Raw genomic sequence first — 20,434 nt, 5'->3', positions numbered from 1 at the left:
ACAGCCGCCCTTCCCTCGGGGTCGTCTGTTAAGGCAGCGACATCATCGAGCTCAGCGACCCAAAGCGCAGGTAAGTGTTGTGACATGGCGGCACCCAGTACTGTATATAAAAACAGTATCGTAAGGCCGGGGACCGCCGCCGGCAATCACCGCCTGGCGGGCAAGGATCAGTGCGCGGGCGCGCCTCTGCCGCTCAGAGCCTTAAGCTGGTAATCGGTGACGGCTTGGGCGTGTGCCTCGTAAATCTGGCGCAGCCGCTCAACCTCAAGGGCTGGAGCGCCCATGTCTTTCGCTTCGTGATAGCGCTTCAACGCCGCCGTGACCTGCAGATACATCTCATGGTCAGGCATCAATACGTCATTGGCATCCGAGCTCACAGACTATCCCTCAGTGGAATGGCACGTTTCGGCCGTTGAGCAGGCTTTCAATGCCTGGTAAGTGGCTTACGATCAAATGCGTAAAGCTGATAGTCGGTCACAGCTTGGTAGGCCGACTCGGCGATCAGACGCAAGCGCTCTACTTGATCGAACGGCTCATTAGCGTCTTCCGCCTCATGGTATCGACGAAGTGCTGCGATCGCTTCAAGCATGAGAGGCTCACCCGCCTCGAGCAACCCATTGATCGTGCGCTTCAATGAAGTTCTCCAATTATGGCGTCAGCGCATTATAGGACGCTTCGCACGCTAAGCCCGCTATTCGGGCTCGATCATACGCTTTCGCCAGCTCTCCCGCTCGAGCGTCAGCCCGTGCGAGCAGGTCGGAGAGCACCATGGCGGCGCGGGTGGCTGCTTGGCCTCTCGCGACAGCGGCGGTATCCGTGCCGGGGCAACTGACAGTGGCAGCGAGCTTGCCGGCTTCGTCGTGCAGCCGCTGGCCAACAGCATCGGCGCCAGCAGCGCCAGCATCAGAAATGGTCCTTTCTTCGTGTGCATTGGCTCTCGCCTCCTCCTGCGCCTGGGCGCGTCGTTGTTCTTCTGCTCGAGCATTCCGCTCACCGAGCACTTCGGCCAGGCGATCGCCGCTGTCGCGTGTTGCTGCTACAGCCGCTGCATCTGCCCGCTCGACTGACCGGCCGTGCTGGTAGACGCCCCAATATGAGGCGAGCAGCGCCAGCAGCAGGCCGGACCTGATGATCCATGAATTCATGCGAGCACCCGCACGGCGATGTCGTACAGCGCTTGGCGCTCAGCAGCGCCATGCGGCACGCGCCCAGGCTTGCCGGTGTTGATGATGCTGCCGATGTCCTGGATGCGGCCTGCGTCGGCCAGCTCGTTGAGGCCGTGCTTTGCCCACCACCACGCAGCGGACTGCGCGGCATGATCGGCCTGCTCGAGCAGATCCGGCTGATCCTCTAGCGGCAGGCCCAGCGCGGCGCCAGCCGCCCGGTAGTTGTCGCGACCGGTGAGCTGGATCAGGCCGCGTCCCCGGTACCGCCAGCCATCGCCCGATGACTCGGGGCCATTCCCCATGCGGCCGCCATAGACGCGATTGGCGATCCTCTCCGGCTGCCGGGCATATGCCGGCGCAGTGTCGTCGGTGAACCTGTTGGGCCAGGTGCGCACCAGCGCGTCGGCGCTGTAGTTCAAGTTCTCCACCAGCACACGCAGTTGGCCTGACTCGTAGCCTATCTGCGCCAGGAAGGCGGCGGCACGCAGCCTACTGTCGATCTTCCAGCGCGACGCGGCTCGGCTCAGCGCAGGCAAAAAAATGCCCGCGACTGTGCGGGCCTTGGGTAGAACCTGCAGCAGCTGCTGCTCAGTGATTGGCATTACGAGATATCCTTGAACAGATTGATTTCAAACGTCATGCCAGCCCACTGCCGGGAAAGGTCGCCGGTGTAGTCCTCCGCCCAGTCTTTCGGCTCACCCTTGAAGCCGATCTGCACCACCACCGCGCGTGTCGCCGACCACTGCCACACGCCGTAGAACCCGTAGTAGCGCCGGCCGGTCGGCTTGTGTGTGGCCAACAGGAAGCGCCGACCGCCCTGCCCCGGGCGATCCTCAACGTTCTCGTCGCCCCAGTAGCGGTAATCGCACTCCGTCACCGGGCAGCCGAACAGCGAGGTAAAGCGCATGTTGTTGGCCGGGTTGCGCAGGGCCAGCCACCAGAGCTTCGAGAACCAGTGATAGGCGCCCAAGTCGAACGGCGCATTCAGGTGCCACCATCCGCGCTTGTCGCCTAGGGCACCGTCGCGATCGTTCGACCACAGCCACGCCCAAGCGGGCAGCACTACCAGTTGCCAGTTGCCCGGCGCCTGGGTGAAAGGCACGGCAGTGCCGAGGGTTCGAGCAAACGGCAACGCCAAGGGCACCACTAGCGCGCCCATCAGGATCAGAACGACGCGCACAGGGAAAAGGAGCAGCCACTGAATGACCGCCCGAACAAAGTGTTTGAACATGGTGAACCTCAAATCTCAGGTAAGAAAAAGCCCCGTCAGTGCGGGGCTTTATAGGGTTTGATCAACGATCCAGGGCGGCGCGATCGGTCTGTGCTCGAGCACGGGGAAATTCTCTGACTGGGGCCAGTCGCGCAGCGCCTGCAGGTAGCCCAGCAATTCGCCGAACTGCTCCCCGTTAAGCGTGGTTTCGCGGCCTAGGTCCTGCTCGTCACGGTGTCGATCGCGCAGGCCGCCGAACTCCAACAACTGCGCATCACGCCAGGCGCGCTCACGGCCTGTCGTTTGCTCTTCGGTCGGCAGTACCTGATCAACCGCACACGGAAAACCGTCGTCGCCCGGCACGATCCGCTTGCCGGCGGTGAGCTGACTTAGCAGTCCGTTGTAATCCTCGTCGCTGATCTCCACCGCATCAGCGGGGATGTTCTTGCCGTGCACATTCGGATGGTAGAACCCGAGGGTTCCAGGGCTATAAAACATTCTAAAACCTCCTCAGTAACCTACAGCGAAGTAGCTGATGTAAGCGCTCGGCACGCTAGTTTGTGAATAAATATCCTGCCTGTTCGCCTGGAAGCCCTGCAGCGTGAAGTCACCAACCTGGGCGACGACGCCGTCATTCAGGCGGTTACCGCTGTAGCCATATGTCGGGATGATCGCTCGCACCGCCGTTGGAAATGCCAAGGGGAAAGTCACGGCATATTCAATGTCAGCCGTAGGGGTAGCCACACGCCCCCACTGAAAGATCAAGCCGAGCATCCAGCTGGGCAACACGATGTAGCCATTGACCCCCAAGTTGATGCTGAACCCGAAGCGCAGTTTTTTCGGCGTCACAATCGACGTATCGTCGGCGCCGGCGTTCGTCAGCGCCTGGGTGGCAATCTTTGCGATGCCGAACACGCTCTCGGTTGCCTGGACCACAGCCTTTGCAATGGCTTGGGATACGCGCAGCGGACTCATCCAGCTCGCGATCGAAACACCGGCCTCGGCTTGCAACTGGGAGGCATGATCAGCGGAGGTCTGAATCTTTACCCAAGGCGACCAACCAGTGCCGTTCAAGCCGCGATACCAGTACTCCGAAGCGCCGTTCGGTGTCGCGTAGGGTTCTGCAAACTGCTGCAATGCACCGGAGCCAGTCGAAGAGACAAAAGGCAGGCGCACGTAGGTCCTGCAGTAATAGTATTCAGAGCCACCTGGACCCTCTGGGTTGCTGCCCTTCACAAGCTTCCAATGAAGCCCTTCGTTTACCAGGCTGTTCCAGCTGGTCGTGTCATCCTCAAGGTTGCCAGTGATTCGGAAGTGCCGGGCCGTGGATGCCATTGGGCTGCCGTAGTCGCCCGCCTTAAGCCCATCAGTAATACCGTACCCAGCCAAGGTGGTCGCGGTACCGGCCTTACCGGCAAGCAGGTTGTTCACCTCAGTTTTCGTGTACGCATCATTGATGCCATAGCCGCCAAGCGTGATCGCGTTGTTGGCCTTGCCGGCCATCCAAGCATCCACCTGGGCTTTCGTGTACGCGTCGGTGATGCCGTAGCCAGCCAACGTCGTCGCATTGCCGGCCTTGCCAGCCAGCAGATTGACTACCTCAGTTTTCGTGTGCACGTCGGTGATGCTGTAGCCAGCTACCGTGGTCGGATTGCTGCCGGCCGTGACCCGGCCTTGTGCGTCGACGGTCACCGAACGATAAGTACCAGCGCCTACGCCGGTTTTGCCGAACACGCGGGCGAAGGCCAGCGCGGTCGTACCGAGGGTGGGTAGTGTGGTATTCGACAGCTGCCACAGCGAGCCGCCGTGGGCCGTGCCGGCCTCGACAATCACCATATGCCCCGGGGTGCATTCGGCGCTCTCGTTGGCATCCTGAGCACGGCCCCATGCGCCGGCGGCGACGGTGTAAATCCAGTTCTGTGAAGCGGTGGCCTGATCCTTGACCAAAACTCGATCGCCGGCCTTGACCACCTCGCCGTCAATCGTCTGCAGGCCCGACAGCGCGATCGGGCCAGTAGTGGCTACGCGTACGCTGCGCTTGATATCGCTCGCGGCAATAGCCTGAATGGCCTTCAACAGCTGGGACAAATCGCCTTCGGCAGGAACGATGCCTGCGGCCTTGATCACGGCCAGCAGCTCGTCGGTTACCGCGTTGCCCCAGGTAGCCGGAATCAGCGAACCGGGTTGACCGGTGCCGGTGTTTTCGTCAACAAACTTGCCGCCGACCAAGCCCACATTGGGCGTGCTTTTCGGGTAATCCATAGGTGCTTATCCGTAGTTGATTGTTTCGAGTGTGTGCGCCGGCGCGGCGCGGCTGACCAGGCATTCAAGGGCGCCGTTAGAGGCGCCGCCGAAGGTCTGCGCCCAATGGCTGAATCCGAAGCGGCTCCCCTGAGCCAGGCGCGGCCCCGTCTGCAGGGTCCACATGAACTGCGCCGACCAGGTTCCGAAGCGGGCCAACCCCATACGCGAGCGGCCAAAGCGCGGTGCCCGGTGCTCGATCACCTGCGCTTGCCGGTAACCCATGCTGAAAGCCAGTTCCACGAAGTACGCCGGCGTCTGCCCGCCGACCTCCAGCAACCTCCGGCGGACTGCCAGCTGGCGGTCCTGAAACGTTGGGCTTTCACCCATGCAGGGGTCGGGCAGGCTCATGACCCGCTCCCAGTCGGGCACCAGTTCACGCACCGTGGCCGGTTCGCTTTCGGCTAACAGCGCCTCAGCGCGCAGATCCTCGCGGGCCAGCTCCTGCGCAGCGGCCTGCAGGATTTCGTCAATGCCCGGGTTAAATTCCCGCTCCCACGCCGGCCCCGGGGGAAGCAGCGCGCAGAGCTGTGCGTAGTAGTCGTCTGCAGTCCTCATACCCAGTTCACCCCGCCATAGGTCAGCAGCTCATTGCGCGCTGCAGACACGTCACCGAGGGGCGCCAAGACCTTATGGTCAACTTCGCCACTCGCCGCGCTGATCGCCTCGCTGATGTGAGTGGCCAGCAGCACACCGCCCAAATCCGATTCACGGTTGTGCAGGTCGATCAAGGCCGCTTCCACGGCCCGGCGCACTGCGCTGCTGTCGGGGGTGACCGATAACTGGTAGGCCACCAGCTTTTCAACCGGCGGCAGAACGTAAACCTCGGCGGTTACCGGGCGCTCCTGCTCGATGTAGGCCGCCACCGTGGCGATCGCCTCGGCATTGGGGATCAGATTCACGTCACCGTCACGCACGAAGAACACCGCCACGGTGCCCGGGCCGAGCCAGTGGCGGACAACCCAGGCACGCGTCACCCCGGCCACCTCAAGCGCCCACGTCTCGTAGTCGATCTTGCTGCCGCCGTGGGGAATGACCCGGTACGAACGGATCACCCGGCCTCGCAGCGTCTCGATACTCTCCTGTTCAGAGCCGCCGGTGAGGCCGGGGGCGGTCACGGTGAACACCTCGTTTACTCCCAGCACCGGCGACACCAGGCGCAACTGGGTGCCGGCCGACGTGTTGCCCAGCTCGCCGGCTTCCAGCGCCTCCAGCACCACGCTACCGGCGGTGCCGGCCAACTTCACCGAGGCCCGCACGCGAAACAGCACCTTGTCGTCGCGCTGCAGCAGCGTGCCGGCGTCGAGCAGCGCCGAGGCGCCACCGGTAAAGGCGGCAGGCCCGGACGCCTTGACGGCCTCCAGACGGCCCCGCTTGAGGCGGGCATATGCCATACGCAACAGCGTTTCTTCGTCGGCAGTGTCAGGCAGTATCTGGTCGGCGATGTATTGCTGATGGCCATAGCGACCGTAGGCCACTGCGCCCAGCACCCTGGCCAACACCTCGGAATCAGAGCGGACCAGCGCGCTACTGCCGGCCAGGTCGGACTGTGAACGGGCAATCAGGGCGGGTAACGTAGGAGTTTCAAACGGCATTGATCACCTGCCATAGCGTGTCGAGTTGAATATCAATCAGCGAACCGTCGCGCATGGTCAGCACGACCAGCAGGTCGAGCCGGTTGATTCGGCGTGATGCCGTTACGGTAACGGCGCGTACTCGGTCGTCATCGCCCAGCCAGGCCAGCGACTCGCGGGCGAATGATTCGGCGTCGCGCACCGTGTCATCGGTCAGCGTGCGCCGGCGCAACTGCCACAGCCGCGAGCCGATCCGATCGCGCTCGACCGTCGGGAACGTGTCACCCCACCAGCCGTAACGCTCGTCATCGTCCAGGACGTCACCGTCCTCAGCGCGCCGCCAGGTCAACAAGCTGATCACCACGGCGCGGCGCCAGGCCTGTTCGGTGGCCTCATCGGTGAATAGCTCCATGTCAGGCCCCTTTGACCGGGCGCTTATCCGAGCCTTCATGAACGTGCAGCGAGGTGCTGACCCCGGCGGCAACCACATCGCCGGCCGCCTCAATACGGCCGGTGGTGCGGATCAAAGGCGTATCAAAGTCCACCCCTGTTTGCGCCTTGATCTTGAGGGTCAGCGTCTCGACCTCGATCACCCGGCCGCGCTTGAAGTGCAGGAAGTCGCCTTCGTCGGTGTACAAGGCCACCTCGCCGCTCTCCAGCGCCTGCAGGCGAAAGCGACGGTCCGAAACACACACAACCACCCCATGCGAGCGATCGCCGCCCAGGAACAGCGCTACGGCCTCAGCGCCGGGCTGCGGGTTGGATGTGAAGCCGTAGGGTTCGAAGTGCTCCATCCCGTCTTTCACTTCGTCGGCGGTCAGGCGCATCTGCAGACCCTGCAGCTTGCTGCCGGCATCGACCAACGCGACGACACCTCGAGCAATCAGGTTTTTAAGCGGCTTCATTGGCTGGGCTTCCAGTCGACGGGGATCAGGTATTCGAAGTTGTCGGCTTTGCCGCCCTTCTTGAGCTTGCGTGCCTTGTGTGGGTCTGTCGGTTCGGGGTCGAAGCTTTCGGGCGGGGCTACCACGATGTTGGCCACGGTGCCGCCGTCATCTAGCACGTACTCGATTTCACTGATCAGCATGTCGCGATCAATGCCGATCAGCGGGTCGACCACCCGCACCACCATGTTGGCCAGCCACAGCGCGCCGTTGGACTGCCGCCAACCCTGCACCTTGTAGCGCAGGGTCAGCGCCTTGCCCATGCGGCTACCGCGCTCCCAATTGGCCCGGGCCTGAGCCAGCTCCGGGGTCATCTGGCCGCTCTCATGAATCAGCAGCACCCGATTACGCGTGGCCCGAGGATCGACCACGCCCGACTTGACCTCGCTGGCCTCAACGCCAAACGCCGTGTTCGATCCCGAACGCTGGCCGGTGACGCGGTATTCAGAAAACACCCCGGAAAAGTCCAGCTCGGCACTGCCGGTCAGGATGTTCTCGCCCAGCTGCAGGCGATCCACTGCCCGACCCGCGCTGCCCGGGCGGATGATCACCACCCGGCCTTGCGCGTCATCGGTCGAAAGCAGGCGGGAAAGGGTCAGCAGGCGGTCGATCGACTCGAACACCGTTTCCCCCGGCTCAATGCTGTGATCGCCAAGCTGCGTGGTTTCCGGCACCTGGCTAAGCACCTTCACCCCATACGGCTCGGCCAGCGACTGGACGATCTTTTGCACGCTCTGCCCGCGCCACTGCCCGGGTTTGTTGACGGCCGAGCTGTCGACCAGGTCCGCCGTCAGCGAACGACCAGAGACCGAGCGATCGACGGTCTTGCTGTCGTAGCTGATCGGCGTGGAAAAGACCCAGCCCGTCAGCACCAGGTCTTCACCGATCAGCACTTCGCAAAAGTCGCCCTGTCGTACCGGAATTTCTACATCTTGCCCGGGCCAACGCCACGTCACGCCCAGGGTGAAATCCCGGCTTTGCCGCTCGATCCCGGCGCTGATGCTGACTTTCTTCCAGCCGCGATAATCCAGGCCGTTCACGCTCAGCGTGACAGCGTTCATGTTGTCCATAGGCTTACTCTTGAGCGATGGCCAGCGGCCCGGCAGGCAAGAACCCCGGGTGCTGCACTTTGTTACGCGTAACGATTTCCGAAGCGCGGGTAGCGTCGCCGTAGTGCCGGTAAGCCAGCACCACCGCCGGCACGCTCTCACGCGCCGTGACAACGGTCAGGCGAACCCCTGCGCGGGCCACCTCAGTCAGGTGCGCCCGCACTTGCTTGCGGACCACCTGCAGCACCTCGAAATGCTCATGCGGGGCGAGCTGGCCAGCGGACCACAACGCCGCCTCGATCGCGTCGCGCACCGCCACCACGTCGGCAGTGACCGGCACGTCAGGGCGTTGGATAGGCGCGATCGCTTGCTGCTCCAGAGACGGGAAACCGCTCAGAGGCTCAGGCGCCCGCACCACCGGCATGGCTGCTGCAGTACGCACGGCCAAAACGATCAGCGCATCACGGACCAGCTCGCGGGCGGCGTTCACCACCTGCGCCGTGGCCGTGCCGCCCAGCACGGCGGTGACGCTGTTACCCTGGCTGCTGCCGCTGCTCGCTGCCGCCTGCAGTACTTCGGTAGCCAGCAACTGAGCCTGCTCGATCTGCGCCGTGATCGCCCGCGCCGAGTTGGCGAAGCTGGCGAACTCCGGTTGCTGCTCGGGCAGCGCTGCGACCGTGCGGGCAAACTCGGGGTCGGCCTCCAGGCTCGCGGCGGTTGCCGACGAAGCGCCGTCGGTTGCCCCCCAACGGTAACCCGACGACCGCGAGCTGCCGCCGACACTGGCGAACTGCCCTCGGATCATCGCCGCGAAGTTGCCCGGGGCATTGATCAGCATGTCCACCAGCGCTTCAACCGAGCTGATCAGGCCGGTGATCTGGCGCAGCTCGGCAGCGATGGCCATCTGTATGCCGGCGATCCCGTTCTGCAGCGCGACCACCGCCAGGCGCGCCCGGTTGACCACAGCCATGACCGCCTTGTAACGGGCGATCGCCGATTCCAGCAGGCTTTCGGATGAATCCTCCAACTGGCGCGCCGTGTTCGGCACGCCTGCAGGAAAGCCCTTTTCGCCATCCTCGACAAACATCAGGCTAAACCGGGCCATGCCCCCTTCCCGGCGCTCATGACTGACGTCGCATTCGGTGGCCGTGGCCATCAGCCGGCCATACCACGGGTGGATAAGCTCCCCGGCGCCGGGCTTGTCCAGCGCATTCAGCAGGTTGTCACGCAGCTCAATGAACTGCTCGCCGATCACGAACGCCTCTAGCTTGATCTCACGGGTGACGCGGCCCATGTCTTCCACCAGCGGCTTATCCCGCTGGGGGTACTCATGAACCTGCGTGCGCCGCCCGGCGGGCATGCTGTCGCTGTCGACAAAAAACGGCACCCCCCGAAAGGAGGCCGGGTGCAACTGATCACGCCACGTTGTCATCCCTCACCCCTTCCTAACGATCGGTAACCCACCTGCGGACTGACCTGCAGACCTGGCTGATTGGTTTGCCCCTGCTCCACGCGCATGCCCGGCGGCGCGCCCTCGAAACGCACGACCATCGAGCCTTCGAGCTGGGCTTTGTTCGCCCGCCCCGACTGCTCGACCAGCGAACCCCGAGACGCCGGCAAGCTGCCCGGCGTACCTGCCTGCTGGACCAAAGATGGCCCGCCGGCGGGCTGCGCTTGCGGGGCCGTCAACCCCGCCCCGGGGAAGCGCACCTTATTGGCCGTCAAGGCCGGCAACAGGAACGGGTCTTTGCTGCTCGGGTCACGCGGGTCATAGGACACCGCCGGCAACGGCGCTTGTTTGGCGATCGGCGCAGGAGCGTTTTGACCCAGCGGCATCGGTGGAAACGCTGACGCCGGCGCCCGTAGCAGGCTGGCCGTACTGGTGGCCGCCGGCATCAACTGCACCGGCTGCGCCATCGGCTTGACCAGCGCACCCGGAACAGGCTGCACCTCGCCGTTACGCGCTTGCTGTTGCTCGGTCCAGGCATTGACCTTTTGCGTCGCGGCCTGGATCACCCCGCCGCCGTCCGAGTCGAAGCCCATAAATTTCATCATGGGTTCAACGATCGGGCGCAGCTTGTCCCATAGTCCCTTGAAGTACGCCGTGATCGGCTCCCAGTGCTTGACGATCTGGCCCAACGGGCTGAAATCAAACATGGTCCCGAGGAAGTCCAGGAACGGCACAGACACCGCTTTGACCAGCCCCCAGAGGCTGTCAAAGAATTCGCTGATCGGCCCCCAGTTGTTGACGATCATCCCGAGCGGGGTGAACGCAAACAGGGTTTTCATGAAGCCCATGAACGGCACGGCCAGCGCCTTCACCAGCCCCCACAGGCTGCTGAAAAAGCCCACCAGCGGCTGCCAGTTGGCCACGATCTGGCCCAGCGGCGTCCAGGCGAAAGCGGTTTTCATCCACCCCCACACGGCCATCGCCGGCCCTTTGATCATGTCCCACACTTTTTCGAAGTACGGCCCAACGGTCGACCAGTTCGCGATCAGCACGCCGGCGGCCAGCGCGACACCGCGCACCACCAGCCCGATCGGACTCATGCTTGCTACGCCGTTCATCAGTGCCAGCGCTGCAGTAGCGCCGGCGGTGGCCAAGCGCAGCACGGTGAAGCCCACAGCGGCGCCGAGCACGCCCTTGATCAACCAGGGGTTAGCCGCGGCTAAACTGGTGACACCAGACACGATCGGGCCAATGGTCGCCATGAAGTCGTTGAGCGGCGGCAACAGCACCGTGCCGACGCTGATACCCAGGCGGGTTACCCGGTTCATCAGCAGTTGCATGGCGTTCTGCGTGGTGGCTGCTCGAGCGGCGTACTCGCTGTTCATGGAACCGGCGTATTCGCTCGCGTCCCCCACCGATTTAAAGTTCTTCTGCAGGGTGGGCAAGCTGGTCAGCAGCGGCGCGATCGCCCCCACCGATTCCTTGCCAAACAGATTGGTCAGCACTGCCGCCTGCTTGCTTTTCTCGACCTTGGCCAAGGTCTGCAGCACGCGGGTAATGGTGCCTTCGCTGTCGGTCTGCATCCCCTTGGCCATCTCGTTGGCGTCCAGGCGCAGCGCCTTATAGGCCTCTTTCTGCGATTTGGTCGCCGCCGTGCCGGCAGTCAGGGTCAGCATGAAGTTTTTGATGCCCGTCGCGGCCACGTCCTGCGCGATGCCCACGCCGGCAAGGGTGGAACCCATCGCCGCCAACTGGGCCGCACTGACGCCGGCCACCTCGCCCAGCGGACCAATGGACGTCAGGATGTTGGAAATCTGCCCGGTGCTGGCCGCGCCAGTGTTGCCCAGATAGTTGATCTGGTCAGCCAGCGTTACCACCTCGTTCTGGTTCATCTTGAACGCGGTGCGCCACTTGGCCATCATCGAACCGGATTGCTCGGCGGTCGTGTCGAAAGCAACACCCATCTTCACCGCGTCTTCGGCGAAGCGATTGAGTTCTTCCCGGGCGATGCCCGACTGCCCGCCGGCGGCGACGATCTGAGCAATGCCCTCAGCCGCCATCGGCAGCCGCTCGGACAGGCCCAACACGTCGTCGCTCATCGCCTTGAACTGCTCCGGCGTGTCGAAGTTAACGACCTTCTTCACGTCCGCCATGGCGCTTTCAAAGCCCATCGCAGCCTTGATACCCATGACGAACGGCGCCGCAATGGCACCGCCCTGCAGGGCTTCACCAAAGGTGATCTTGCCAAGGCCTGAGCTGTTCAGCTGCTTGCGCAGCATGGCCGCGTTCTTGCGCACGCCGCTGAGGACCGGCGACAGCTTGTCGACGCCGGTAATCAGGGCCTTTAGCTGGAATTTATCCGCCACCACCACCCCCAGTCAGGCTATGAATCCGCCACGCGTTTTCTTCACACTCAAAGAGCGTGTCGAGGGTCCAGCCCAGCGCCTCGCCCGGGGTGGTTTTCCACCACCAGGCAAGGTCAAAGGCCAGCTCGGTCAGGCTTCCGACTGATTCGAATCGCGGGGCATGAAAAAACCCACAATGAGCCAGGCAATGGCATTCAGGTCGGGCAACCCCAACTGATTCACCGAGCTGGACGGGATGGCGGCGCATACGGCGATGTACTTGGCCGCGACTTCCACGTCGAGAATGGGATAACCGCTTTCCCCGATGGTGTAGGGCAGCGACTTGATAGCGCGGCATTCCTGGACAGTAGGACGGCGCACAGTCAGCTCTTTGACTTCTTCGTTGTGGGCCTGAATAGGTTCTGCGAGTTTATGGTTAACGGTGCTCATTACTGCCAGTCTCCTTGGATGCCTTCGAATTTGAGCGAGACCTTGGCGTCATCGCCGGTCACTTTGGTTTCATCGACCAGGTACGCGCCGCTCAGCACGTAAACCGAGCCATCGGCGAGTTCAGCCGTGACGGTCATCGAGCTGCCCGCGACCAGCTTGGCCCGAGGAAAGTTGGCAGTTTTCACTGCGTCTACAACGACGTAGGGAATCAGGTCTTCTTCTTTGTAATGACCCAGCACGATGGTTTCGCGCTTAACAGCGGACAACGGCGCTTCGACACCGCCGGTGATCACCAGCTGATCGCCGTCGACCTTGATAAAGCAGGTGCCTGCGACTTTCTGACCCATTAAGGGATCTCCCATAAAAAAGCCCGCGCTAGGCGGGCCGGGGGTTTAACGATGCGGATCAGGCCGCGTCGGGGTACTGCAGGCGGAACTGATACAACAGCGCGAACACGCGCAGCTGATTTACCAGGTCCGGCGGGAACAGCACGCTCAGCCGGTTCGGGTTGTTCGGGTCGCGCTCCACGATCAGGTACTGCTGGAACATTTCGGCATTCTCGACAATGCCGTCGCGCTCCATTGCGCCATAGGCCGCGATCAGCTCGCCGCGAATCACCTTGGGCGTGACGATCGCCTGGCCGGGGCCAAAGCGGGTGCCGTCGTTGGCCAGCTTGTGGCGGCCGTACTTGCTGGTGATGATGCTGCGCAGGTTGCGGATCACATACGCCGACTGGTGCAGCGTCTCGCTGTCCAGGTAGGAGTCATCCGGCTGGCCGTACGCATTGCGCTGGTAGGTCGTAACCGCCCGTTCGATGCGGTAGCTGCCGCCGTTGTAGACGGCCGTTGCGACGCCGCTGGTCAACAGCGACTGACGTTCAGTCAGCGTGAAACGATCGCTTGCCGCTGCTGGGTCGATGCCCACCAGCACGCCGGTCTGGGTTGGCCGGGCCGGGTCGGCGCTGATGAACACAGCCGTGCGCGCCGCCCAGGCCGCCGTCACTTCCCACACTGGCTGCGGCACACCACGTTCAAAGCCGTGCACGCTGACATGCGGGTCATTGCGAAGGCGGCCGGCCGCAACCAGCTCGCCGAGGGTGCCGCGCTTCGCGCTGTAGACGTGGCCGTACAGCTGCTTGGCCCACGACCAGCGGCCGGCGCTGTCGTCCATCGTCTCTTTCCACGCGTCCAACGTCGCGGAGTCGGTCCACGGCTGGGCGATGAACTCAAACTCTTCATCACCCAGCGCCGCCAATGCCGTGACCACATCAGGCGAGCCAGCCCCGCCCGTCATGACCGAGGTCACAACCGTCAGGCCCGCCGGCGTGACCTCGCCGTTGACGCGCCCGAGGCGATTGAGCTGCAGCTGAATATCGTTGCCCAGGTCGCCCTTGAACTTGGCAACGACGGTGACCACTGCGTTTTCAACGGTGGCCGTTACCGGCAGGTCAATCGCGGCATTGATCGCAGCCGCCAACGCGGTGGCAACAGCCTCGGCCGATGCGCCGGCAACCACCGAGGCGCGTACCCGCTGCCCGGCTACGTGCAGGTTGACCAGGCCCGCCGACTCGACCGAACCCGTTACGGTAACGGTGGCCTTTGCAGCGGCGCCGGTGGTCAACTTGAGCGGCAGGCACCAGACCTCGCCGGCCACGTCCACGGAACGCCAGCGAGCGTGCATCGCCGCCAACATTGAACCGTTGCCGCCAATGTCCTTGGCTTCGCTGGTACGGGATACCAGCACCAGGCGGCCGATTTCCGGGCCGTCAGCATCGTCGTTGACTTGGCCGACGATCAGACGGCGCAGGCTGGACGCCCCGCTGTTGGCCATCGAATTGTCGACTTCGGCGTAAAACAGCGGCACGCGAATGTCGCTGGGAATATTGCTGAAACTCACGCTCATGGCGTCTTGCTCCCTCGGGTGCTGGCTTTCTGCTCGACGGCATCACCGTCGATGATGCGACGCTCCCAATACGCGTTACGGGGCACCTTGGCGCCGCCGGCGGGCAGCAGCTCGCGGGGGTTGTGCGGCATCGGGCAATCGCGCCCTGGTGCCGGCTTGAGGTCTACGGTTCTCATTGGGTCAGGTTCTCCCGAGTGGTGAACTCGACTCGCCCGTCAGGGCCGGGGGCCGTGACGTTGGAGTCTTTCAGGGGGTTGATGAAGTCAAAGCGGGTGTCGATCCCCTCCAGCGCTGGCAGGCCGGCCAGCTTCCATTCCTGCCAGGTCTGCGGCTTGCCCTCGCCGGTCTGCTCCCAGCGACCCAACTGCAGGTCGGCATAGAAGCGGTAGCGGTAAACCACCCGCTCGCGGTCGAGCAACAAGAGCTGGCCGCCGTCGTACAGCAATGGCCCCGTTTCCGGGTCAGGCTCGAAACCCACCAGCGCACGCCACAACTGGGCGCGCACGTCGTGCAGCACGTCGACCACCGACTGCCCGCGCTCGTCTACCGTAGGCAGCACCACGCACACGTCGATCGCGTCGCGCACGTCCTGGGTGATCACGTTCTGCGCGCTTGGCTCATCGGCCGAGTCGCCTACCGCAATCACATAGGCCGCTGGAATCTCCAGTTTGGCGCTGTCGGCGGTCGGGTCCCAATCCAGGCCGCCGGCCACGCGTTGTTCAAACCCATGCGCATAGGCGCGCAGCTGCTCGATCACAGGCGTGATTTTCATGTCGGTTCTCAGTTGAGCAGCGCGGCGGCGAAGGCCTGCTGCAGGATGCGTTGCACGTCAGATCGGCTATCTGTCAGTGCGTCGGTCATGTAGTTGTCGCGAGGCCTGATACGCCACCCGCCTCCCTGCTTTCGGCGAACGCCGTAATGCAGATAAGCCGGGTAGAACTCCTGCATGCTAGCGGTCTTGTTGGGGGCCACTCGCACCAGAAAGCCCGAACGTGACAGCTTGAAGCCGATCGAATCGGTAGTAGCTCCCGTGCGATTGATCGGATAGCCCTCCTGGCCACCGCCAAGCGCCAAGTTCATCTGCGCCCGGCCGGTTATCAGCTGGCCAACCTTGCGCATGCCAGCGCGAATCTTTCGCTTGTTGAAGGCCTTTTGGTCGAACTTGTCGAAGCCGTCAACGTGTAAGTAACCGTCAATCGAAACGGAGTTGGCCATTTGGCCTGCCCTCCTCTCGGCTCACCGGCCCTAGCTCCTCAACCTCGACCACTGACCAAACCTGGCGGCCGGCGAGATCCGTAGGGCGCCTCACCCGATAAACCCGCCCGCGGCCTACAAACTCGAAGTCCGACTGCAAATCAGGGATGAAACGACAGTAGAGGCGATGGGTTATCCCCGATTTGATTTGTTGAGCATGGGCGTAGGTCGCCGTTCCCAACGGTTCGACCCTCACCCAACGGCGGCAGACGAGCGTGAATTCTGGCTCCAGGCCCGGCCCCACAGGCTTGTCGGACCTTTTCCTCACTTCCATCCGGTGCTTCAACTCGCCGGACGCAGGCTCGCGTATGTCCATGGCTAGAACCTCGGAGGCACGGTGATATCCGCCAGCAGATAGTCCAGATAGCTGGAGGGCATCTCAGCCAGTGATTGCCCGACAACCAGCATTCCCCGCTGCGTAAAGGCCGTTTCGGCGGCCATCAGCAACCAGTTCAACACCCCGGGATAAGCCGCCACATCTACGCCAGCGCGGTAGCGAATGCGCAGCCGACCGTGCGGCCGGCCACTCGGAAAGTGCAGGTAGCTCTCCTTCCCTCCCCGGCTTAACTCGGACGGACCAGTAAACGGGATGACTTGGCCCCCATCCCCCAACAGCAGAACGGACTCGACGGCGACCACCTGGCCGATGTCCAGCGGATGCCCCGACGGGTAGTGCTGCGGCCAGTCCTCCTCATAAATCGCTTCACGGATCGCCGCGCCGGTCTTCGACTCACCCTGGCTCGTCACGCCCGGGATGATGATCTGGTCAATGAGTTCGGGCTGAAGATCCTCTGGCTCGGCCCTGCATTGATATGCCACCTGCTCTAACGTCAGCACGGGTGGCCCGGTGTACTCAATGCGGCGCGCCATGGTCAGGGCTTCCCGTCGGTGTCCGGCTTGGTATCAGACTTGGCAGCCGCGTCACCATCAGGCCCGGCGTCATCGGTCGCCGCCCCACCGCTCGCACCAGCCCGCGATTTCTTGGTGGCCTTTTTGTCAGCCTCGACCGCATAACCTCCGTCGATCAGGCCCTCGGCAAGGCTGGACTCAAAGCCAGCGGTTTCTCCGGCGGCATAGCCGCGCCAGTTTTTTTCAAAAGTCACGATTACTTTGGACATGGGATGCTCCCCTAAGCCGAATGCAAGAAAGCCCGGGATTCCGGGCCAGTGGTGTTAGAGGGCGCTACCCCATTTGACGCCAGTCATTACCGCTACCGACTCCACGTGGCGCGGGCCGAAGTCGTGCTTGGCAATTACGCGCACCAGCGTCTGATCGCGCTGGAAGGCGCTAATGACGTTGCCGCTGCTGTCCTTGTAGGTAGCCTCTTTGCTGAAGTCGATGACCATGGCGTCGTCTTCGCCAATGAAGCAATCCGCGAAGTCGGCGAAATGGATTTCCGAAGCATCGCCATCGCCGCCCAGGTTAATCGGGATCTGGGTCGTGGAACCGACCGGGAAACCTTTCAACAGGTTTTGATCCAGCTCTGGATAGGCCTTGTTGCCATTGCCATCACGCAATGCAGCAAGCCAGCGCTTGGTCCGCGGCGCCATGGCAAAGCCTGGTGCCGTCATGTTCGAGTTGGCGTTTTCCAGGCGCAGGATCAGCGCAGACAAGGCGAGCTCAACCGCCTCGAGCGTCACCGCTGCCGGCGCCGCAAAAACGTTGAAGGCAGGCGCCCAGAAGCGCAGGCCCTTCGGCAGGTTCCCGGTACCCGCGCCGCGCAGGAAAGACAGGTCTTCCGCTGTTGCCACCGAAGCGGTCAGGTCATTCACGACGAGCCGGTCAACGCTGGGGTTGGTGCCCGAGTACGCCAACAGGTCGTTGCTGATCGGCACCAGGGCCGCCAGTTTTTTCGACGACAGCTTCAAGTCATCGAACTGCAGATCGGTCGTCGGCATATCCTCTTCGCTGCCGATGTAGCCAACCACTGCACCGCCCTTGATCCGCGGCACAGTCAGGTTGCCATTTTGCAGCGGCAGGGAAACGGCGCCGAGCTTGCGAACCACCGACTTCGGTCGCAGCAGCTCAATCACTTCGCTGGAGAAGCTCTGCGGAACCAGCACGCCGCCTGCGCCAGGCGTCACCGTGCTGAGTGCCATGGCGATTTCAGGGTTGTAGCCAGAGCTCTGAGCCATCTTGGCTGCAGCGTGCTGATCCCCGCGCGCCGCGGCCAGTACGCGAACCATCTGGGCCATATTGGCGCCAGGCACAGGCTTGGCAGTGAATGGACCGCTGATGTGGCTGGGCGGCCCATTCAGGCCTTGAGCCCCCTCATCCACGGGCACCGCGCTGGCTGCTGCCATCTGCTCGGCGGCCTCGGCACGGGTGAGTTTCTCGGTGAGGGTTTTGAACTGAACGCTGAGCTGTTCGAACTGCGCGAGCTGCTCTGCGCTGAGCGAGGTACCGGCGACTTCAAGCTGAGCCAAGGCCTGGATCTGGCTGTTGATAGTGGCGCGTTCGCTACGCAATTGAGTTACGAGGGACATGCTGCCTCCTGGGCATAAAAAAACCGCCAGCTGGCGGTTGGGTCACTGCCGCGAACGCGGTCAGAGTTGAGACTGAATGGCGAAGGCCGAGGCCTGCACACTGATGCGCTGCCTGACCTGCGCGCCGCCCTGTCGCTGGGCGCGACTGAAGGCAACGGCCTGGGACAGGTTGTCGACCGCAAGCTGGGGTGACTCCAGGCGATCCGCCAGACCAGCAGCGATGGCGGCGGGCCCCCGATAGCAGGCGGCCTGGGTAGCAATGATGTCGGCCACATCGCGGCCGCGGTATTCAGCTACGTGCGTGGTAAAGAGCTGGTAGCTCTCTTGCACGATATCGTTGAGCACTTGAAGTGATTGCTCGGTGAGCGGTTCGTTTGGGCTCAGATCGTTCTTGTGCGCCCCTGCAAACACCGTGGTGACCTTGACGCCCATGCCGTCGATCATCTTCGAGCGGTCCATATGGCTGGCGATGACACCAATAGAACCCACGCCTGATGTCAGGCTGACCACGATCTCGGAGCAGGCAGCGGCGATAAGGTAGCCGCCGGAGTACGCCATGAAGTTGACCAGGCCGGTGATGGGCTTGACCTTGGTTGCGGCGCGAATGTCTGCCGCCAGCTCGAAGGCACCGACGGCGCTCCCGCCGGGGCTGTCGATATCAAGGACGATATGCTCGACCATCGGGTCTGCAACCGCTTGGTTCAGGGCCGCACGCAGCCCTTCGTAGCTGGTCATGGTTTCACAGGCATTCAGGTGACTGCCCCGGCTCACCAGCACCCCGTGTACGGGGATCACCTCAACGCCTGTCTGGGCTATCGCAGCCCGTCGTTGCTCCTCACGGCGATCCTGCTGGGCCTGGTAATCATCCTCGTCATAGAACAGCGCGGGATCGGCCTGCCCGCCACCCATGCTCAAGTTGACGATGTTCAGGCTCATGGTTTGGTTGGCCCAGCGCACGGCCAGGTCCAGCATATCGGGGGTCGTCAACAGCGGCTGATTGAACAGCAGGCTGGCGGCGCGCAGGTGTCGTTTCATGCGGCAAGCATCCTCAAGATGTCGTCGCGCTGCTGCTCGAGCTGGGCGCGGACGTCAGGGTTATTCATATTGGGCAGGCCATGCGCCACGTCGGTCATGTTCAGCGGCTGTAGGTAGCTGTCGCCGTTGGCCACTGGCGGCATGTTCTCGAGGCGGCGAATATCGTTGATCGACAGCCAGCCCCACTGACGACCGATGGCGTATGCGTCGTAGCGGCTTTTCTGGTCGCCTCGCAGCAAGCCAGAGAGGTTGAACTCGATGAAGTACTGGCGCCGTTCGGCTGGCAGGAGAAAGTCGCGCATCATGGACTGCTCGTGCCGCTTGACCCACGGCATCAGGGCAAAGATCACGTACTGGATCAGCAGCTGTTCCAGGCTGTTGTAGCTCGCCTTCTCCAGGTCATTGACCATGTGCGGTGGGATCTTGTAGATCCTCGCCAGATCTAGGCCGGTGGCCTTGAGGATGCCAAGCAACTCGGCATCAACGTTGTTCATCGATACCGGCTTGAAGGTCATCCCCTCCTGCAGCATCGCGACCTTCTTCGCATTGTCGATGCCGGAGAATTTGTTGCCCCACTGATCAAGGATGCGGTCAATGCTGCCTTGCTCCTTGATTGGAGCAGAACCCGCGGGGCGTTCAATCACGCCGCTGACGGCGGTGCCATTGGCAAATGACTTACCGGCGTACTGCCGGACGGCCTGAGCCAGGCCCACCGCATCTGCGTGGAGTTCAATGGGCGACAGACCGGTGTAGTGATTTTTTGTGTGCCATCGCACATGGTGGACCAGCCGCATAGGCAGCGGTTCGTGCCCGCCGATACGGTACACCGGCCGGAGATCTCCGCCCTTCATCACCAGCACTTTGTCGTTGCGCAGCGGGTAGAGAGCCTTTACCGCACCATCGTCGCCCCGCTCGATAAAGCTGTAGCAGTTACCTCGCAATCCCAACGCCAACTGGCTGGCTTCCCGATACTCATAGGGAGTCTGCCAAGGGTTGGGTTGGTAGCGGAGTACGTCGTAAAGCGGATGGTCTGATGCGGCTTCGCGCTTGCCATCGCCGAGCCGCCGGTACATCTCGAGTGGTAGTTGACCGATGCTCTCTGCCAGAAGAGTGACGCAATTCTGCAATACCGTGATCGCCAAGGCGCTATCGGGGGTAACCGTTACGCCCGATGACGCACGACCAGAGCCGATTAGGCTGCGCCAAAACCCGCCACCACCATCAGAAACCGAGCCCTCGCTGGCACCAAGCAGATTGCTGAAAAACAT

The 20,434-nt window shown here is 62.9% G+C and carries 26 protein-coding genes; all 26 read right to left on the bottom strand.

What is annotated here, in order from left to right; translation table 11 throughout:
- Positions 1-167: 167 nt before the first annotated feature.
- On the bottom strand, positions 168-377 hold the full coding sequence (locus M2396_RS03785) for a hypothetical protein (RefSeq protein ID WP_259073237.1): 210 nt from the start codon (positions 375-377) through the stop codon (positions 168-170).
- A gap of 47 nt (positions 378-424) precedes the next feature.
- On the bottom strand, positions 425-634 hold the full coding sequence (locus M2396_RS03780) for a hypothetical protein (protein WP_259074250.1): 210 nt from the start codon (positions 632-634) through the stop codon (positions 425-427).
- 13 nt (positions 635-647) lie between these two features.
- Positions 648-1,145 (bottom strand): DUF2514 domain-containing protein, encoded by a 498-nt coding sequence (locus M2396_RS03775; RefSeq protein WP_259073235.1) that lies wholly within the window; start codon positions 1,143-1,145, stop codon positions 648-650.
- Positions 1,142-1,768, bottom strand: a complete 627-nt coding sequence (locus M2396_RS03770; RefSeq protein WP_259073232.1) for a glycoside hydrolase family 19 protein — start codon at positions 1,766-1,768, stop codon at positions 1,142-1,144. Before M2396_RS03770 ends, M2396_RS03775 begins: the two co-directional genes overlap by 4 nt.
- The gene (locus M2396_RS03765; protein ID WP_259073230.1) at positions 1,768-2,397 is read right to left on the bottom strand and encodes a hypothetical protein; all 630 of its coding nucleotides are present in this window, start codon (positions 2,395-2,397) and stop codon (positions 1,768-1,770) included. Before M2396_RS03765 ends, M2396_RS03770 begins: the two co-directional genes overlap by 1 nt.
- Before the next feature lie 48 nt (positions 2,398-2,445).
- Positions 2,446-2,874 carry a phage tail assembly chaperone gene (locus tag M2396_RS03760; RefSeq protein ID WP_259073228.1) on the bottom strand — a complete coding sequence of 143 codons (429 nt, stop codon included), beginning with the start codon at positions 2,872-2,874 and terminating at the stop codon, positions 2,446-2,448.
- A 12-nt stretch (positions 2,875-2,886) separates the two neighbouring features.
- Complete coding sequence (locus M2396_RS03755) at positions 2,887-4,638, bottom strand: pyocin knob domain-containing protein (RefSeq protein ID WP_259073226.1); 1,752 nt, start codon at positions 4,636-4,638, stop codon at positions 2,887-2,889.
- A gap of 6 nt (positions 4,639-4,644) precedes the next feature.
- Positions 4,645-5,235 (bottom strand): YmfQ family protein, encoded by a 591-nt coding sequence (locus M2396_RS03750; RefSeq protein ID WP_259073225.1) that lies wholly within the window; start codon positions 5,233-5,235, stop codon positions 4,645-4,647.
- Positions 5,232-6,272: a baseplate J/gp47 family protein gene (locus M2396_RS03745; protein ID WP_259073224.1), complete on the bottom strand. Its 1,041-nt coding sequence runs from the start codon at positions 6,270-6,272 to the stop codon at positions 5,232-5,234. The genes M2396_RS03750 and M2396_RS03745 overlap by 4 nt, the downstream gene beginning before the upstream one ends.
- Positions 6,262-6,663, bottom strand: coding sequence for a phage GP46 family protein (locus M2396_RS03740; RefSeq protein WP_259073222.1), 402 nt, complete (start codon positions 6,661-6,663; stop codon positions 6,262-6,264). Before M2396_RS03740 ends, M2396_RS03745 begins: the two co-directional genes overlap by 11 nt.
- A gap of 1 nt (position 6,664) precedes the next feature.
- Positions 6,665-7,156: a phage baseplate assembly protein V gene (locus tag M2396_RS03735; protein ID WP_259073221.1), complete on the bottom strand. Its 492-nt coding sequence runs from the start codon at positions 7,154-7,156 to the stop codon at positions 6,665-6,667.
- Positions 7,153-8,265, bottom strand: coding sequence for a phage baseplate assembly protein (locus tag M2396_RS03730; RefSeq protein WP_259073220.1), 1,113 nt, complete (start codon positions 8,263-8,265; stop codon positions 7,153-7,155). Before M2396_RS03730 ends, M2396_RS03735 begins: the two co-directional genes overlap by 4 nt.
- A gap of 4 nt (positions 8,266-8,269) precedes the next feature.
- Positions 8,270-9,676, bottom strand: a complete 1,407-nt coding sequence (locus tag M2396_RS03725; protein ID WP_259073219.1) for a DNA circularization protein — start codon at positions 9,674-9,676, stop codon at positions 8,270-8,272.
- Entirely contained in the window at positions 9,673-12,060 is a 2,388-nt protein-coding gene (locus tag M2396_RS03720; protein ID WP_259073218.1) for a phage tail tape measure protein, read from the bottom strand. Before M2396_RS03720 ends, M2396_RS03725 begins: the two co-directional genes overlap by 4 nt.
- A gap of 129 nt (positions 12,061-12,189) precedes the next feature.
- The gene (locus tag M2396_RS03715) at positions 12,190-12,489 is read right to left on the bottom strand and encodes a phage tail assembly protein (RefSeq protein WP_188035996.1); all 300 of its coding nucleotides are present in this window, start codon (positions 12,487-12,489) and stop codon (positions 12,190-12,192) included.
- Positions 12,489-12,836, bottom strand: coding sequence for a phage tail tube protein (locus tag M2396_RS03710; RefSeq protein ID WP_181087283.1), 348 nt, complete (start codon positions 12,834-12,836; stop codon positions 12,489-12,491). Before M2396_RS03710 ends, M2396_RS03715 begins: the two co-directional genes overlap by 1 nt.
- A 58-nt stretch (positions 12,837-12,894) precedes the next feature.
- Complete coding sequence (locus tag M2396_RS03705; protein WP_259073217.1) at positions 12,895-14,391, bottom strand: phage tail sheath subtilisin-like domain-containing protein; 1,497 nt, start codon at positions 14,389-14,391, stop codon at positions 12,895-12,897.
- Entirely contained in the window at positions 14,388-14,567 is a 180-nt protein-coding gene (locus M2396_RS03700) for a DUF2635 domain-containing protein (protein WP_259073215.1), read from the bottom strand. The genes M2396_RS03705 and M2396_RS03700 overlap by 4 nt, the downstream gene beginning before the upstream one ends.
- Complete coding sequence (locus M2396_RS03695; RefSeq protein ID WP_259073213.1) at positions 14,564-15,163, bottom strand: hypothetical protein; 600 nt, start codon at positions 15,161-15,163, stop codon at positions 14,564-14,566. The genes M2396_RS03700 and M2396_RS03695 overlap by 4 nt, the downstream gene beginning before the upstream one ends.
- An 8-nt stretch (positions 15,164-15,171) precedes the next feature.
- A complete protein-coding gene (locus tag M2396_RS03690) occupies positions 15,172-15,606 on the bottom strand; it encodes a hypothetical protein (protein ID WP_259073211.1) in 435 nt (144 codons plus the stop codon).
- A complete protein-coding gene (locus M2396_RS24245) occupies positions 15,584-15,919 on the bottom strand; it encodes a phage head closure protein (protein WP_409035088.1) in 336 nt (111 codons plus the stop codon). The genes M2396_RS03690 and M2396_RS24245 overlap by 23 nt, the downstream gene beginning before the upstream one ends.
- Before the next feature lie 44 nt (positions 15,920-15,963).
- Positions 15,964-16,515, bottom strand: coding sequence for a hypothetical protein (locus tag M2396_RS03685; RefSeq protein WP_259073210.1), 552 nt, complete (start codon positions 16,513-16,515; stop codon positions 15,964-15,966).
- Between the two features lie 2 nt (positions 16,516-16,517).
- Entirely contained in the window at positions 16,518-16,763 is a 246-nt protein-coding gene (locus M2396_RS03680) for a hypothetical protein (RefSeq protein WP_188036003.1), read from the bottom strand.
- A gap of 54 nt (positions 16,764-16,817) precedes the next feature.
- Positions 16,818-18,131, bottom strand: a complete 1,314-nt coding sequence (locus M2396_RS03675; RefSeq protein ID WP_259073209.1) for a phage major capsid protein — start codon at positions 18,129-18,131, stop codon at positions 16,818-16,820.
- 60 nt (positions 18,132-18,191) lie between these two features.
- Complete coding sequence (locus M2396_RS03670) at positions 18,192-19,166, bottom strand: S49 family peptidase (protein WP_259073208.1); 975 nt, start codon at positions 19,164-19,166, stop codon at positions 18,192-18,194.
- On the bottom strand, positions 19,163-20,434 hold the full coding sequence (locus M2396_RS03665) for a phage portal protein (protein WP_259073207.1): 1,272 nt from the start codon (positions 20,432-20,434) through the stop codon (positions 19,163-19,165). Before M2396_RS03665 ends, M2396_RS03670 begins: the two co-directional genes overlap by 4 nt.

This window comes from Pseudomonas sp. BIGb0278, assembly GCF_024809895.1.
GTDB classification, from domain to species: domain Bacteria; phylum Pseudomonadota; class Gammaproteobacteria; order Pseudomonadales; family Pseudomonadaceae; genus Aquipseudomonas; species Aquipseudomonas shirazensis.
Note: the sequence above shows the minus strand (reverse complement) of the source record. Positions and strands in the feature narration are given on the sequence as shown.